At 65.6% G+C, this 13,161-nt stretch carries 14 protein-coding genes and 1 tRNA gene; 9 read left to right on the forward strand and 6 right to left on the reverse strand.

The window, feature by feature from the left end; genetic code table 11:
* Positions 1-26 precede the first annotated feature (26 nt).
* The 3 genes from PV781_RS02885 (at position 27) to PV781_RS02895 (ending at position 4,031) form a co-directional block, all read left to right on the forward strand.
* Entirely contained in the window at positions 27-731 is a 705-nt protein-coding gene (locus PV781_RS02885) for a hypothetical protein (RefSeq protein WP_274774110.1), read from the forward strand.
* The gene (locus tag PV781_RS02890) at positions 731-3,310 is read left to right on the forward strand and encodes a DUF3987 domain-containing protein (protein ID WP_274774111.1); all 2,580 of its coding nucleotides are present in this window, start codon (positions 731-733) and stop codon (positions 3,308-3,310) included. Before PV781_RS02885 ends, PV781_RS02890 begins: the two co-directional genes overlap by 1 nt.
* A 157-nt stretch (positions 3,311-3,467) precedes the next feature.
* Entirely contained in the window at positions 3,468-4,031 is a 564-nt protein-coding gene (locus PV781_RS02895; RefSeq protein WP_274774112.1) for a terminase small subunit, read from the forward strand.
* Between the two features lie 184 nt (positions 4,032-4,215).
* Here PV781_RS02895 and PV781_RS02900 read toward each other — a convergent pair.
* Both PV781_RS02900 and PV781_RS02905 read right to left on the reverse strand, forming a co-directional pair.
* Positions 4,216-4,305 (reverse strand) — tRNA-Ser (locus PV781_RS02900).
* Between the two features lie 139 nt (positions 4,306-4,444).
* Positions 4,445-5,038: a D-glycero-alpha-D-manno-heptose-1,7-bisphosphate 7-phosphatase gene (locus PV781_RS02905; protein ID WP_274774113.1), complete on the reverse strand. Its 594-nt coding sequence runs from the start codon at positions 5,036-5,038 to the stop codon at positions 4,445-4,447.
* A gap of 194 nt (positions 5,039-5,232) precedes the next feature.
* Here PV781_RS02905 and PV781_RS02910 point away from each other — a divergent pair, with 194 nt between their 5' ends.
* Positions 5,233-5,454 carry a hypothetical protein gene (locus PV781_RS02910; RefSeq protein WP_274774114.1) on the forward strand — a complete coding sequence of 74 codons (222 nt, stop codon included), beginning with the start codon at positions 5,233-5,235 and terminating at the stop codon, positions 5,452-5,454.
* Positions 5,455-5,478: 24 nt separating this feature from the next.
* Here the strand turns inward: PV781_RS02910 and PV781_RS02915 are convergent, their stop codons facing one another.
* From PV781_RS02915 to PV781_RS02930, 4 genes are all read right to left on the reverse strand, one after another.
* Positions 5,479-6,039, reverse strand: a complete 561-nt coding sequence (locus tag PV781_RS02915; protein WP_274774115.1) for a DUF4142 domain-containing protein — start codon at positions 6,037-6,039, stop codon at positions 5,479-5,481.
* Between the two features lie 101 nt (positions 6,040-6,140).
* Positions 6,141-6,824 (reverse strand): O-methyltransferase, encoded by a 684-nt coding sequence (locus PV781_RS02920; RefSeq protein WP_274774116.1) that lies wholly within the window; start codon positions 6,822-6,824, stop codon positions 6,141-6,143.
* An 84-nt stretch (positions 6,825-6,908) separates the two neighbouring features.
* Positions 6,909-7,334: a DUF6163 family protein gene (locus PV781_RS02925; protein WP_274774117.1), complete on the reverse strand. Its 426-nt coding sequence runs from the start codon at positions 7,332-7,334 to the stop codon at positions 6,909-6,911.
* Positions 7,335-7,358: 24 nt separating this feature from the next.
* A complete protein-coding gene (locus PV781_RS02930; RefSeq protein ID WP_274774118.1) occupies positions 7,359-8,417 on the reverse strand; it encodes an enoyl-CoA hydratase/isomerase family protein in 1,059 nt (352 codons plus the stop codon).
* Between the two features lie 183 nt (positions 8,418-8,600).
* Here PV781_RS02930 and hemB point away from each other — a divergent pair, with 183 nt between their 5' ends.
* The 5 genes from hemB to PV781_RS02955 all read left to right on the forward strand — a co-directional run bounded on the left by hemB (position 8,601) and on the right by PV781_RS02955 (position 13,153).
* Positions 8,601-9,650 carry a porphobilinogen synthase gene (gene hemB / locus PV781_RS02935; RefSeq protein WP_274774119.1) on the forward strand — a complete coding sequence of 350 codons (1,050 nt, stop codon included), beginning with the start codon at positions 8,601-8,603 and terminating at the stop codon, positions 9,648-9,650.
* 20 nt (positions 9,651-9,670) lie between these two features.
* Positions 9,671-10,936, forward strand: a complete 1,266-nt coding sequence (locus PV781_RS02940) for a threonine ammonia-lyase (protein WP_274774120.1) — start codon at positions 9,671-9,673, stop codon at positions 10,934-10,936.
* 112 nt (positions 10,937-11,048) lie between these two features.
* Positions 11,049-11,591, forward strand: a complete 543-nt coding sequence (locus tag PV781_RS02945) for an RDD family protein (protein ID WP_274774121.1) — start codon at positions 11,049-11,051, stop codon at positions 11,589-11,591.
* A 74-nt stretch (positions 11,592-11,665) separates the two neighbouring features.
* Positions 11,666-12,421, forward strand: coding sequence for an arginyltransferase (locus PV781_RS02950; protein ID WP_274774122.1), 756 nt, complete (start codon positions 11,666-11,668; stop codon positions 12,419-12,421).
* 57 nt (positions 12,422-12,478) lie between these two features.
* Complete coding sequence (locus PV781_RS02955) at positions 12,479-13,153, forward strand: MarC family protein (protein ID WP_274774123.1); 675 nt, start codon at positions 12,479-12,481, stop codon at positions 13,151-13,153.
* Positions 13,154-13,161: the final 8 nt, after the last annotated feature.

Genomic DNA, 13,161 nt, shown 5'->3' on the forward strand with positions numbered 1-13,161 from the left:
GCCTTTTTCAACATGGAGTGCACTTTATGAACGCCCCCTTTGTCGCGAAAAGCGCGACTTCTGTCAAGCCGTCCTCTCCACTTTTCTGGCGAGCGTATCCAGGTCGAACCGCGTTGCTGTTGCCGCCGGATGGGTGGGATCCGCTACTCTGGGACCTCAGCACCGGTGACGAGGCGAAAATCGCGCGCCGGACCCAGATACTCGAAGGCCTGGGCTTCGAGCGGAAGGTTTTGATGTCGCGGCTGGGCCACTGTGGTCATCGACGGCTGGTCATCAGCATTGATCCGCTCTTCATCCACCGCGACATCCTTGAAGATGGCGAAGCATTCGCGAAGTCGCTGACAATATTTGATCGAGGCGACTACATCCTTCCGGGCCTGCGACACCTCTCGGCCTACGAGTTCTGGCTGAAATACCCGGAGGAGAGGCCCTCCTCTTTGGCCGACTTGGCCGGGTGGGAGCGCCGTCGGAAGCTGCAACTTGACCAGCCCAGCGCTCCAGATCAGCCGCCGCTCACTCCTGAGGACCAGCGCGGCGCTCGCAAGCGCGCGGTCCAGCGCGCCAGACGCCAACGGTTGGCCACTGACCGGGAATGGGTGGTGGCGAACGCGGACGCGCTCAAGAGCGGAGCCCGTACTGTACCGGCCCGCATCCCATCCTGCCGCGCGCGCCTCCCTGATGCGCAGACCCTCGCCGACCGCCTGGCCACTCAGCTTGAAGAGCTGAAATAATGGCGCGCCTCCCGGCCCCCTTCGACCCCGCCAGCGTCCCCACCAACGCCGGCCTCGCCGAAGCGCTGTCAGCTGCTGGCCTGCGCGTGTTTCCATGCGCACCATATGACGGCTACGCGGCCGGCAAGGCGGCAAAGGCACCTCTGGTGCTCTGGCGCTCGTCCGCTACGGCCCAGCGCGCGAGCGTCCAACGTTGGTGGCAGCAATGGCCGGACGCGATGCCCGGTATCGACCTGGGCGCGAGCGGCTTCCTGGTAGTGGACGCCGATGGCTCCGCCGGCATCGCCGCCTTCGAGGCGATCTGCGAGCCACATGGTGGCGTCCCCGAATGCCCGATGGTGGATACGCCGTCTGGCGGCCGGCACTACTGGTTCAAGCTGCCCAAGGGTCTCGCGCTTGGAAATGGCCGCGGCGCTCTACCGCCGAAGGCTTCCTGCGCCATCGACATCCGGGGCGTCGGCGGCTTCGTCATCGCCCCTGGAGCGCTCCGGGATGACGGGCTCTACAGCATCCCCGATGGAGATCCCCTCGACGTGCTCCATTCCCCGGAGCTGCCCGACTTCCTGCGCCAGGTGCTCACCAGCACGCGCGAGGAAATCAGCCCCGAGCCCAGCAGCCAGAACGCCTTGGCGCCCATAAAGGCGCCGAAGGAAATCACCCTCCCGCCCGTCCGGATCGACATGGATAACCCGCGCCTGAGAGCGTGGGTGGAAAGCGCATTCCAGCAGGAGATCCAAGCCCTCGCCCAGGCCGGAAAGGGCGGCCGGAACGAACAGCTCAATCGCTCCGCCTTCGCGGTCTATCAGCTCGTCGCGGCCGGTTGGATCAAGGATGAACACGCCCATGCAGCCCTCCTCGACGCGGCGGCGACGTGCGGGCTTCTCAAGGACGACGGGCGCAAGCAGGTGCTCGCCACCTTGGCCTCCGGCAAGCGCGGCGGACTTGCGCAACCCCGGCAGGCGCCTGAGGAATTTGCATCCGACGACGAGGACGCGGCCCTCGGTGCCGAGATCGCGCGCAGGCTGGTCAAGTCGCGGGATGGCACGCTGCACGATGCCGACACAGGCGAGGTGGTCGAGGAGCCCTCGCCTTCGGTCGTGGCGGATGGCTGGGCCAACTTCGACCCCGCGACAATCTTCTCCACCCCTCGCGAAGTGCCACAGTTTCCGCTGAGCGCGCTCGGTGATGGGCTTGCGGAATGGGCCTCTGCAGCCGCCCGCACAGTCTCCGCGCCCGTCGATTACATCGCCACCGCCCTCCTGGCCTTGGCCGGTGGCGTGCTTGGAAATGCTCGGTGGGCTGAAGCCCCCTCGGGTTGGACCGAGCCACCGATCCTGTGGACCGCACTTGTTGGCGATCCCTCGGCCGGTAAGTCGCCTGCCATGTCGCGCGCCACCGCGCTCGCTGACCAGATCGAAGCCGAGATGGCCAAGCGCCATGAGGAAGCGGTCAAGGATTACGTCGGCAAGGCTGTCATCGCGAAGTTGGCCAACGAAGCATGGCAGGCCCAAGTTCGCGCTGCGCTGAAAAATACCCCTGGCGTACCCCCAGCCGGGATGCCGCCCGACGCGGAAGAGCCGCAAGAGCCGATGCGCGCTCAATTAATCATCGGTGATGCCACCACGGAGAAGGTGGCATATCTGGCTGCTGGCAACCCGGGCGGGATGCTGCTCACAAGAGACGAGCTCGCCGGATGGCTGGCAGCGCTGGGCCGCTATGGCGGCGGTGACACCGACCGCACGTTCTTCCTCGAAGCCTACGGCGGCCGGTCCTTCACATTGAACCGGGTGAAGCTGAAAGAGCCGCTCCACATCCGCCACCTCACGGTTGGGGTGCTCGGCTCGATCCAGCCGGATCGCCTCGAGCCGATCCTGGACGGGGTAGAGGACGGGTTCGCAGCTCGCTTTCTCTGGTGCTGGCCCGCGCCACCTGAGACTTTCCGTATCGTGGCGGAGCGCGTGAGCGACGCGCTGCCGCGCGGTGTCGTGAACCGGCTGCACGGGCTTCCCATGGGTACGGCGCCGGACGGACGGTCCGAGCCAGTCCGTGTACCATTGGATGCGACCGCCACGCGCCTCCTTGAAGCCTTCGGCCAGCGCATTCTCGAGCGCTCGCGCTCGGTCTCAGGCGTTTTCCAGGGCACGCTCGGCAAGGCGCGTGGTCATGCCCTGCGTCTGTCCTGCATTCTGGAGCACCTCTGGTGGGCGTCCCAGCCCGGCCGGCATCCTGCGCCGGCAGCCATCTCCGCGAAGGCCATGCAATGCGCGGTCGGCCTGATGGAGGGCTACTTCTTGCCGATGGCCGAGCGCGTGTTCGGCGATGCCGTAAAACCGGCCGCCGAGAAGGCCGAGCATCGGCTTGCGATGCATTTGAAAACGGAGCGGATCGACCGGTTCAATGCGCGCGATCTGCGTCATGCACTCGGTGGGTCACTCCGAAGGGCGGAGGAAATGGATATGGCTTGCGCCGAGCTGGTGGAGGCAGGGGCTATTCGCGCAGTCGGCAAAACCGCCCCCGGAAGGGGGCGCATGCCGAAGAATTTCGAGGTGAACCCGCGCCTTTTGGAGCGCCGAAAATGAGGTCGCCCTTATTTCGGAACACCCAATATCAATTTCGGAGCAGCGGGCGCACCGAAAAGGATCGGAATAAATCTCTGATATAGCTTGGAAATTTTAATTCGGGGATTTTGGGAATTTCGGACGCAGGGGGAAAGAGACCCAGACCCAGGAGGACACTATGACACCGAAGCAAGCCGCGTTCGTGCGCGAGTACCTGATCGACCTGAATGCGACCCAGGCGGCGATCCGGGCGGGATACAGCCCCCGGACCGCGCAGCAGATCGGCGACGAGAACCTGAGCAAACCTGTGATCGCCCGTGAAATCCAGCGCGCCATGGACGAGCGCGCTGCCCGGACGGGCATCACGGCCGACCGTGTCCTGCGGGAAATCGCCAAGCTGGCCTTCCTCGACATCGCTGGTGCCTTCGACGCCGAGGGCGGCCTCCTGCCGCTGAAGGACATGGACCCCGACGTTCGTGCAGCCCTGGCCGGCCTGGAGATCGCCGAGATCACCAGTCCGGAAGGCGTCGCTATCGGGCGGGTGAAGAAGATCAAGCTGGCAGACAAGGTCTCTGCCCTCACCCTGCTGATGCGTCATCTGGGCATGCTGAACGACAAGCTGAAGGTCCAGGGGGACGCCGAGAACCCGCTCACCCTGCTGGTCAAGCAGCTCCAGGGATCGGCCATCAAGCCAGTGGCCAATCCCCTGCCGGATGACGATGACTGCCCGCGCCTGATGTGAGAAGCGCGGCGAGCTTGGGAAGACAGTGAAGGGGCTGCCCACGGGTGGCCCCTTTCGCGTTTGTGACCGCCCTTGTTCGCCCGTGTCCAGGGCTAACCAGACGCACCTGGTGGGGTTGGCGATGGGGTTGAGTTGCCTGACCCCGCAGTTCTTCTTTGAAAATCAATAGTTTAGGAATGATAATTGGCGGAAGGGGTGGGATTCGAACCCACGGTGGGCTTGCACCCACGGCGGTTTTCAAGACCGCTGCCTTAAACCACTCGGCCACCCTTCCCCGCCCCCCAAGGGGCCATACGCCAAATTCGCCGCTCCATCGCTCTCTCCCGAAGAGCGGACGATGGCGCTTTTGCTTCTTCCGCCTGCGCGTTGAAGCCGATAGCGCGCTTGCCGAAGCGCGCACCTCGCCTCTTACCTCAGGGGCGCGTTGGCGTCGAGAGAGGGGATGAGGGAGGAGGGTCAGGGCTCTGCGGGACGGCGAGAGGCAGGAGAGGGCGCACGAATGCGTCAAGGTCGCCGCCTGGAAAGAGATGACCGGCAATCCCGGCAGCGGCGGCCGCTTCCAGGTCGGAGGCTTTGTCGCCAATGAGGAAGCTGCGGGCGGGGTCCACTGGAAACGCAGCCATCAGATCCAGCAGCATGCCGGGCTGCGGCTTGCGCCAGGACGAATCGTGCCGGAAGGCAGGCACGGTGCCCTCGGGATGGAAGGGACAATAGCGTTCCGCATCGATCCGCGCCCCCTCGCCCGCTAAAACGCCATGCATGTGAGCACGCACGGCGAAATAGTCGGCCTCGGTATAAAGGCCACGTGCGATGCCGGACTGGTTGGTCACCACAAATGCGAAAAAGCCGGCGGCATTAATGCGCCGCACCGCAGCCGCCGCCCCTTCCACCATTTCCACCCTTTCGACCTTGCCCACATAGCCAAAGTCCGCGTTAAGCACGCCGTCGCGGTCGAGAAAGACTGCGGGGCGCCGATGAGGGGTGGGGGCGATGCAAGGGAAGCGCATGCCCTCCCATATGCCGCCCGCCGCGATGAGAGCAAGTCGCTCGCGCGGCTTTGAAACCCCCGCCAGCCTGTGGCGCCTGTGCCGCGCCGATGCCCCCTTCCGTCGCCTCTCGCGCCGAACTAGTGTGACGGTGGTGCTGCGCGAAAGCGCGGGCCGAACATTAAAGATCACATCCCAAATGGGAGACCGCCGTCATGTTGAAGCCGCCGCTGGAAGGTCAGCTCATCGAGGGCCTGGGCGTGATCGAGACGACGCGAAGCGACAACATCCTGCGCTGGGACGGTCAGATGGTTTATGTGGAGCTGGACATCTACCACAATGGCCAGTTGGTCCATTCCAAGTACAAGAAGCGCGTGACCAAGGAAGTCGCCCGCGTCCTCCTTGCCTCCATCACCGGAGGTACCAGCACCAATTGAGGGGCCCGGCGCGCCGCCGCGTCATCAGGTCTTGATCTGGAGGCTGCGCGCAGCCTCCAGTTGGTGGTTCAGAAAGGGCAGATGCTTGTCCGCAAAGTCTTTAAGCGCGGTCTGGTCCCCGTCACGAGCGTAGGCACCGAACACGGCTGCCGCGGCGTTGAGCACGTCAATCTGCGCTTGGATGTAGAGCGCATCGAATTCCGTACCGCGTGCGGTCTTCAGCCGTTCGATCAGGGTTTCATGCTTCCCGTCCAGGATCTCCGGGACGGTGATGACCCCATCCGCGCGACCGAGGGCGGCGCGCAGGTCGACCAGCATCGTCTGGTAGTTTGACGCACCATCCTTTGCAAAGGACCGAATGTCTTCCCGACCGCTGCGAGTGAGTGCCAGCTCCCCGGCCTGTTGCTCAAAGCGGATCAGAAGACCGGCCGACTCAGCAAAGCTCGGGCCCGACAAGGTGCCCCGCAATTGCGCCTGTGCGGGTCCGGAAACCCCGGGAATGGCGATCGCTCCGATGACCGCCAGGGCGGCCGCGAGCGCGATCACAGGCCAGTGGGCGCAGCGGGTTCTGGCATTCTTTTGCATGGGGCGTTGTTCTCCTTCTCCGCAGAAGGAAGAACGTGACGCACCACGCGTGGTTCCTCGCCAGGGCTTTCCCGTGAGGGGCCGGGGCGGTGTCCCCCCGCTTAGCCACCCACCAGGGTCAAGGCGAAGCCGTCATATCCCTTTGCCCCGACCGTCTGAACGGCGGTGGACATCAGGCGGGGATCGGCCGCGAGGGCGTCAAACAGCGCCCGGGTTCCCTGCACAGAGCGGTCCGGGCTGTCTTCCTCCAACACCTTGCCGCCCCGTACCACATTGTCGGAAACGATGAGGGTGCCCGGCCGCGCAAGCTTCAGGGCGAAAGTCAGGTAGTCCGGATTGCTGGGCTTGTCCGCATCAATGAAGATCATGTCGAAGGGCGCCAGACCCTCGTCCAGGATCTTGGGCAGGGAGCTGATGGCTGGCCCCTCGCGCAGGTCGACGCGGTCCGCGATGCCGGCCCGCACGAAATTCTCCCGTGCCACGGCTGCATGCCGCGGGTCGATCTCGAGCGTCACGATCTGCCCGCCCGGCTCAAGGCCCTCTGCAAGGAAAAGCGTGCTGTAGCCGGCCAGCGTGCCAATCTCCAGAATGCGCCGGGCGCGCACCAGCCGCGCCAATATGGTCAGCATGCGCCCCTGAGCCGGAGAGACATTAATCGCGGGCAGTCCGGCCGCGTCCGCGGCGGCGAGCGCCGCTTCGCGCGCAGCATCGGGCGGCAGCAGGCGGTCGGTGATGTAGCCGTCCACATCGGACCATAGATTGCTGTCGGCGGTGGGGTCAGCCATGGGGCGCTCCTTGCCTTCTCTTGCGAGCAGGTGTCCCCCTTCAGATCGCGCAAGCGATTTGGAGGGCGAAGTCGACGCTCGCGTTCAGTCCTCGTCACTCTCCCGCGCGGCGCGGATGGAGAGCAAAGCATAGGCCACCACCAGTGACACCTCGAACAAGGACAGAAGCAGCATGCGCGGCATGCCCTCGGGGGTCAGGAAGTCGAGCAGAATGCGGGTGGCGGTGGCGAGCAGCCACAGCACCACACCCCAGCCGGCGCCCAGCCAAAGTCCCACCCCGGCGATGGGATCGATGATGGCTGCCCAAATCACCGAGCCCTTCAGCAGCGTCGGCATGTCGTCGAATGCGGCGCCCTCGCCGATGCCGCACAGGATCGCCCAGTGATAGAGCGCTTCCAGCAGCAGGAAGAGGGAGACCGAACGCAGGAAAAAGACCAGCCGGCGGCGCCAGGGCGTCATGCGCTCCATATGGGCGCGCGCACTGGCATCGATGGGATCGTAATGGGACATGGGCTCCTGCGGCGTTGGGCTCCCTTAAGCGAGGGGGAGTTCCTCGTCGAGCGGATCAAAATGGGCCGCGATAACGGCCGGATCAACATCCTCCAGCCGGGCCGGCTGCCATTTAGGGGCGTTGTCTTTATCGACGAGAATGGCACGCACGCCCTCGTAGAAGTCATGTCCCCGCGCCACCCGGTTCACCATCCGGTATTCGGCGATCAGGCATCCGGCGAGATCCAGCCCGGGTCCGCGACGCATCTGCTCCATGGCGAGCGCGAGGCTGGTGGGGCACTTGCCGCGCATGTCGGCGACGGTGGCAGCGGCGAACTCCGATTCGGGCCCGCCCTCCCCGGCGATCTCATCCAGCCGGCCCAGTATGGCCCCAAGGTCGGGTCGCGTGAAGACGTCGGCGATCAGGTCGCCATGGGCATCCAGAGGTGCTGCGGGCGCCGGAATTGCAAAGGCGGACAGGACGGTCTCCGCCGAGCCGCCAGCGGCGAGATCCCGCACCAGCTCGCCCATGCGCGCGGTCGGGACGATATGTGTCACCAGCCCGGCCGCGAGCGCATCGGCAGCCTTGATGCGGGCGCCGGTGAGGGCGAGATAGACGCCGCGTCCCACCTTCAGGCGCGGCAGCACATGAGTGCCGCCCACGTCGGGAAAGAGGCCGATATTCACCTCGGGCATGGCGAACAGATACCGATCGCCCGCCACCCGGTAGGCGCCATGCGCGGACAGGCCGAATCCGCCCCCCATGCAGATGCCATCGATCAGCGAAATGAAGGGCTTGGGATAGGTGCCGATAAAGTGGTTGAGGACATATTCCTCGCGCCAGAAGGTGAGCGCTTCTTCATAGCGGCCCTCGCGCCCGAGATCGTAGAGCTGCCGGACGTCGCCGCCGGCGCAGAAGGCTTTCTCACCGGCGGCCTTGAGAATCACCCGCGTGACGACGTCATCGGCGGCCCAGGCGCGCAATTGGGGGTGAATCTCCCGCACCATGTCCAAAGTCAGCGCGTTCAGCGCCTTGGGACGGTTGAGGGTGATGACGCCGGCTTCGCCTTGGCGTTCAAACAGGACCTGAGGCTCGGTGGTCACGGCAGCTCCTGGGGAGGCGGGCAGGATCGCCGCTGCAGGACGGGCGGCAGGGGAGGGTTAGACGGCCCATGCATAACCGTCAACGCCGCCCCGCGTCGCGGGAATGCTCGCGCCGCCCCCCTCCTGGGTCTATAAGGTGCTTCACTTTCGGGCCCTGGCCCGCGCGACCGCGAGAGGCGTCTCATGTCCATCACCCACGCCCGCTTCCGCTCCCCCGATGCCGCCGCAGCCGAGGCGAATACGGGCCTTCCCCTCACCCACCGTCTGCGGCGCAACCGAAAGGCCGACTGGTCTCGCCGGCTGGTGCGTGAGAACACCCTGACCGTGGACGACCTGATCTGGCCTGTCTTCGTCATCGAAGGGGAAGGCCGGCGCGAGGCTGTGCCCTCCATGCCGGGGGTGGAGCGGGTCAGCGTGGACGAGATCGTCCGCGACGCCGAGAAGGCCGCAAAGCTCGGGATTCCGGCCCTCGCTCTTTTTCCCTATACGGACCCCGACCTGCGCGATCCCTTCGGCAGCGAGGCGCTCAACGGGGAAAACCTGGTCTGCAAGAGCCTGCGCGCCATAAAGGCGGAGGTGCCGGAGCTCGGCCTCATCACCGACGTCGCCCTCGACCCCTATACCAGCCACGGCCATGACGGCCTGCTGGAAGGGGAGCGGATCCTCAATGACGAGACAGTGGCGGTGCTCGTACGCCAGGCGGTGGTCCAGGCCGAGGCCGGAGCCGACGTCATCGCCCCCTCCGACATGATGGATGGCCGCATCGGCGCCATCCGCGCGGGCCTCGACGCCGCCGGCTTCCGCGACGTGCAGATCATGTCCTACGCCGCCAAATACGCCTCAGCCTTCTATGGCCCATTCCGCGACGCCATCGGAACTTCCAAGACCCTGGTGGGCGACAAGCGCACCTACCAGATGGACCCGGCCAATGGCCTGGAAGCCATCCGCGAGGCCGCTCTCGACGTGGAGGAAGGCGCCGACATGCTCATGGTGAAGCCCGGCTTGCCCTATCTCGATGTGGTCTATCGCCTGAAGGAGGCCTTCGGGATGCCGACCTACGCCTACCAGGTGTCCGGCGAATACGCGATGATCGAGGGTGCGATCCGCAATGGCTGGGTGGATGGCGACCGGATCGTGGTCGAGGCTCTGATGGCCTTCAAGCGCGCCGGAGCCGATGGCATCCTGACCTATTTTGCACCCCGCGTGGCCGAGCGCCTTGCGGCGGCGCGCTGACGCCCACCGGACCCCGCCCCATGCGCCTTGAGACGTCCGAGCGGCAGCTGGCCGCTCCCTCGCTGCCCGTCACACTCGCGGACGTGGAAGGCGCCCGACCCATCGTCTCGGCGGCGGTGATGCGCACGCCGACCCTTCATGCCCCGCGCCTCTCGCAGCTCACGGGCGCGGACGTGTGGGTCAAGTTCGAGAACTTCCAGGTCACCGCCTCCTTCAAGGAGCGCGGTGCGGTGGTGAAGCTCGCACGGCTGTCGGCCGAGGAGGCGCAGCGGGGCGTGGTGGCCATGTCGGCCGGCAATCATGCCCAGGCGGTGGCCTATCATGGCACCCGCCTGGGCATCTCCACCACCATCGTGATGCCGGAAAATACCCCCCAGGTGAAAGTGCTTGCCACCGAAGGCTTTGGCGCCCGCGTGGTGCTCTATGGGGAAGGAGTCGGCGAGGCGGCTGAAGAGGCCGCGCGAATCGCAGCCGCCGAGGGGCGCGTTTTCGTCCACCCTTATGACGACCCCGACGTGATCGCCGGCCAGGGCAGCGTCGCGCTGGAAATGCTGGAGGATGGGCCGGATTTCGATACCATTCTCGTACCCGTCGGTGGCGGTGGCCTGATCTCAGGCGTTGCCCTTGCGGTGAAGGGCCATTCCCCGGCTACCGAGGTGGTGGGCGTGGAAGCCGCGCTCTATCCGGCCATGTGGTCGCTGCGCACGGGCCAGCCGCGGGAATGCGGCGGGCCGACGCTGGCCGAAGGCATCGCCGTGCGCAATGTGGGATCGCTGACCTCCACCATCGTGGCGCAACTGGTGGACCGCATCGAGCTGGTGGAGGAATCCGCCCTGGAGCGCGCGGTCAATGCGCTCCTGATTCTGCAAAAAACCGTCACAGAGGGCGCTGGCGCTGCCGGTCTGGCGGCCATCCTGACCGATCCGGACCGCTACCGGGGCAAGCGGGTGGGCCTGGTCCTTTCGGGGGCCAATATCGACCCCCGCGTGCTCGCGGGCATCATGATGCGCGAGCTGGAGCGCGAGCACCGCATCGTTTCCTTCCGTCTGACCATCCTGGATCGCCCGGGCATGCTCGGGCGCATCTCCACGCTCCTCGGGCGGCTCGGCGCCAATATCCTGGAGGTGCATCACCGCCGCACATTCCTGGACGTGCCCGCCAAGGGCACCCGGCTCGACCTGACCGTCGAGACTCGCGACCAGGCCCACGCGGACATGATCCACAAGGCGCTGGAGGCAGAAGGCCTTCCGGTGCAGCGGCTCGGTGCGGGCGGAGCGGACTGGTAGCCCCCCTCCTTGCAGGCGCGCCCTGCCGGCACCACCTAAGGTCAGCGGGCAGAAGCCTGCCCGCGGGGATGTTCGGCACTTCGGCCGCAGCCCGACCAGGAGTTCAGGAGCGATGAGGTACACACCCCCGGGCGGTAGCGACTGGGCGGGCGCCACAAGTGGCGATCAGGCGCAGGCCTATGATCCGGCGACGACGCCTGAATATTTCGAGGGCGTGCTTTCCCGGCGCATGGTGGCGTTCCTGGTGGACGCGACCATGATCATCGGCCCCATCGTGCTGCTCACGCTCTTCATTTTCGTATTCGGCATCGTGACACTCAGCCTGGGCTGGATGTTATTTCCGCTGGTCTCCCCCGCCTTCATCATTTGGGCAATCTGCTACAACGCCATCACGCTCGGCTCGCCCGCCTCGGCGACCCTTGGCATGCGCCTGATGGACCTGGAAATGCGCACCATGTCCGGCGGCCCCTGCTATAGCCTGCTGGGGGCGGCCCATGTGGTGCTCTACTGGGTTTCGGTGAGCTTCCTCACGCCCTTCGTGCTGCTGGTTGCCCTGTTCAATGGCCGGCGTCGCCTGCTGCACGACTTCGTGCTGGGCACCGTTGTGGTGAATTCAGAAGCGCGGGCCGCCTTGCTTCGGCGCAACAGGTTTTGATTCGCACCTGACAGGAAACCTTTGACCGACTCGTCGGCTGGAGCGATGCTGTCGCTCCAAGTGGTGACAGGGCCGTGACCGAGCACTCGCGTGACACACCGCAATTCTATCTCACGGCCCCCTCCCCGTGCCCCTATCTGCCGGGCCGAGAGGAACGGAAGGTGTTTACCCATCTGGTGGGTGAGCGCGCGACCGCGCTGAACGACGTGCTTACCCAGGGCGGCTTCCGGCGCAGCCAGTCCATCGCCTACCGCCCCGCCTGCGAAGGCTGCCGGGCCTGTGTCTCCGTTCGCATCTGCGTTGCTGACTTCAAGGAGACACGCGGTTTCCGCCGGGTGGCGGCCGAGAATGAGGATCTGGTCGGGACGCTGCGCCCGCCAACCCCCACTTCCGAGCAGTATTCCCTCTTCCGAGCCTATGTCTCCACCCGCCATGGCTCAGGCGGCATGGCAGATATGAACGTGCTCGACTATGCCATGATGGTCGAGGACACCCATGTGCAGACGCGGCTTGTGGAATATCGCCGCAGGGGACCGGACACGCGGATCAATGGACGGGGCACAGGGGACCTGTTCGCGGTCGCGCTCACGGACATCCTCTCGGACGGGCTGTCCATGGTCTATTCCTTCTACAATCCCAACATCGCCAAGCGCTCGCTGGGCACTTTCCTGATCCTCGACCATATTGCGCGGGCACGGGCGATGGACCTGCCCTATGTCTATCTTGGCTATTGGGTGAAGGGCTCGCGCAAGATGAGCTATAAGAGCCGCTTCGTTCCCCAGGAACGGCTCTCCCCGCAAGGATGGGAACGCTTCGAGGGGGAAGAGTAACACGCGTTTCGGGGCGTCCGGCCGGGCCTGCGCAGGACGGCTGCCGGATGGGGGACCATGGCTACATATCTCAACATTTTTCTGGCGGTGTTCGCTGGCCTTTTTCCGGTGGTCAACCCGCTGGGCGGGGCCCCTATCTTCTATGAGATGATGCGCGGCGCACCCGACAAGGTGCGCGCCCAGGTGGCCACCAAGGTGGCGCTTTACGGCTTCATCCTGCTGGTGGCTTCCATGGCGGTGGGCTCCCATGTGCTCACCTTCTTCGGCGTGAGCCTGCCGGTCTTGCGGGTGGCCGGCGGCTTGGTGGTGACCGTGGTGGGCTGGCAATTGCTCCACCAAGGCGAAGCGAGCACCGATCGCACCGCCACCAAGCCCACCGACGTGGATCCCACGGCCTTTGTCGACAAGGCCTTCTACCCCCTCACCATGCCGCTCACCGTCGGCCCCGGCTCCATTGCCACCGCCATCGCGCTGGGGACGCAGGGCGTAGATACCAGCGGGGAGAGCTGGGCCGGGCTTGGCCTGCACGTTCTCGCCGCCCTGGCCGGCCTCATGGCCATCGGCGCCAGCATCTTCGTTGCCTATCGTTATGCGGGCGACATTGAGCGCGTGCTGGGGCGCAACGGCACCAATATCCTGGTCCGTCTGTTCGCCTTCATCCTGCTGTGCATCGGCCTGCAGATCATGTGGACCGGCATCGCCCAACTGGTCGACAGCCTCGCCCACCCGTAAAGGCACTC

The organism is Aquabacter sediminis (genome assembly GCF_028863665.1).
Classification (GTDB): domain Bacteria; phylum Pseudomonadota; class Alphaproteobacteria; order Rhizobiales; family Xanthobacteraceae; genus L1I39.

What these genes read in the sequence shown, in the direction of transcription:
- PV781_RS02885 (WP_274774110.1), top strand. Translation starts at nt 27, where the DNA reads ATGAACGCCCCCTTTGTCGCGAAAAGCGCGACTTCTGTCAAGCCGTCC.
- PV781_RS02890 (WP_274774111.1), top strand. Translation starts at nt 731, where the DNA reads ATGGCGCGCCTCCCGGCCCCCTTCGACCCCGCCAGCGTCCCCACCAAC.
- PV781_RS02895 (WP_274774112.1), top strand. Translation starts at nt 3,468, where the DNA reads ATGACACCGAAGCAAGCCGCGTTCGTGCGCGAGTACCTGATCGACCTG.
- PV781_RS02905 (WP_274774113.1), bottom strand. Translation starts at nt 5,038, where the DNA reads ATGCGCTTCCCTTGCATCGCCCCCACCCCTCATCGGCGCCCCGCAGTC.
- PV781_RS02910 (WP_274774114.1), top strand. Translation starts at nt 5,233, where the DNA reads ATGTTGAAGCCGCCGCTGGAAGGTCAGCTCATCGAGGGCCTGGGCGTG.
- PV781_RS02915 (WP_274774115.1), bottom strand. Translation starts at nt 6,039, where the DNA reads ATGCAAAAGAATGCCAGAACCCGCTGCGCCCACTGGCCTGTGATCGCG.
- PV781_RS02920 (WP_274774116.1), bottom strand. Translation starts at nt 6,824, where the DNA reads ATGGCTGACCCCACCGCCGACAGCAATCTATGGTCCGATGTGGACGGC.
- PV781_RS02925 (WP_274774117.1), bottom strand. Translation starts at nt 7,334, where the DNA reads ATGTCCCATTACGATCCCATCGATGCCAGTGCGCGCGCCCATATGGAG.
- hemB (WP_274774119.1), top strand. Translation starts at nt 8,601, where the DNA reads ATGTCCATCACCCACGCCCGCTTCCGCTCCCCCGATGCCGCCGCAGCC.
- PV781_RS02940 (WP_274774120.1), top strand. Translation starts at nt 9,671, where the DNA reads ATGCGCCTTGAGACGTCCGAGCGGCAGCTGGCCGCTCCCTCGCTGCCC.
- PV781_RS02945 (WP_274774121.1), top strand. Translation starts at nt 11,049, where the DNA reads ATGAGGTACACACCCCCGGGCGGTAGCGACTGGGCGGGCGCCACAAGT.
- PV781_RS02955 (WP_274774123.1), top strand. Translation starts at nt 12,479, where the DNA reads ATGGCTACATATCTCAACATTTTTCTGGCGGTGTTCGCTGGCCTTTTT.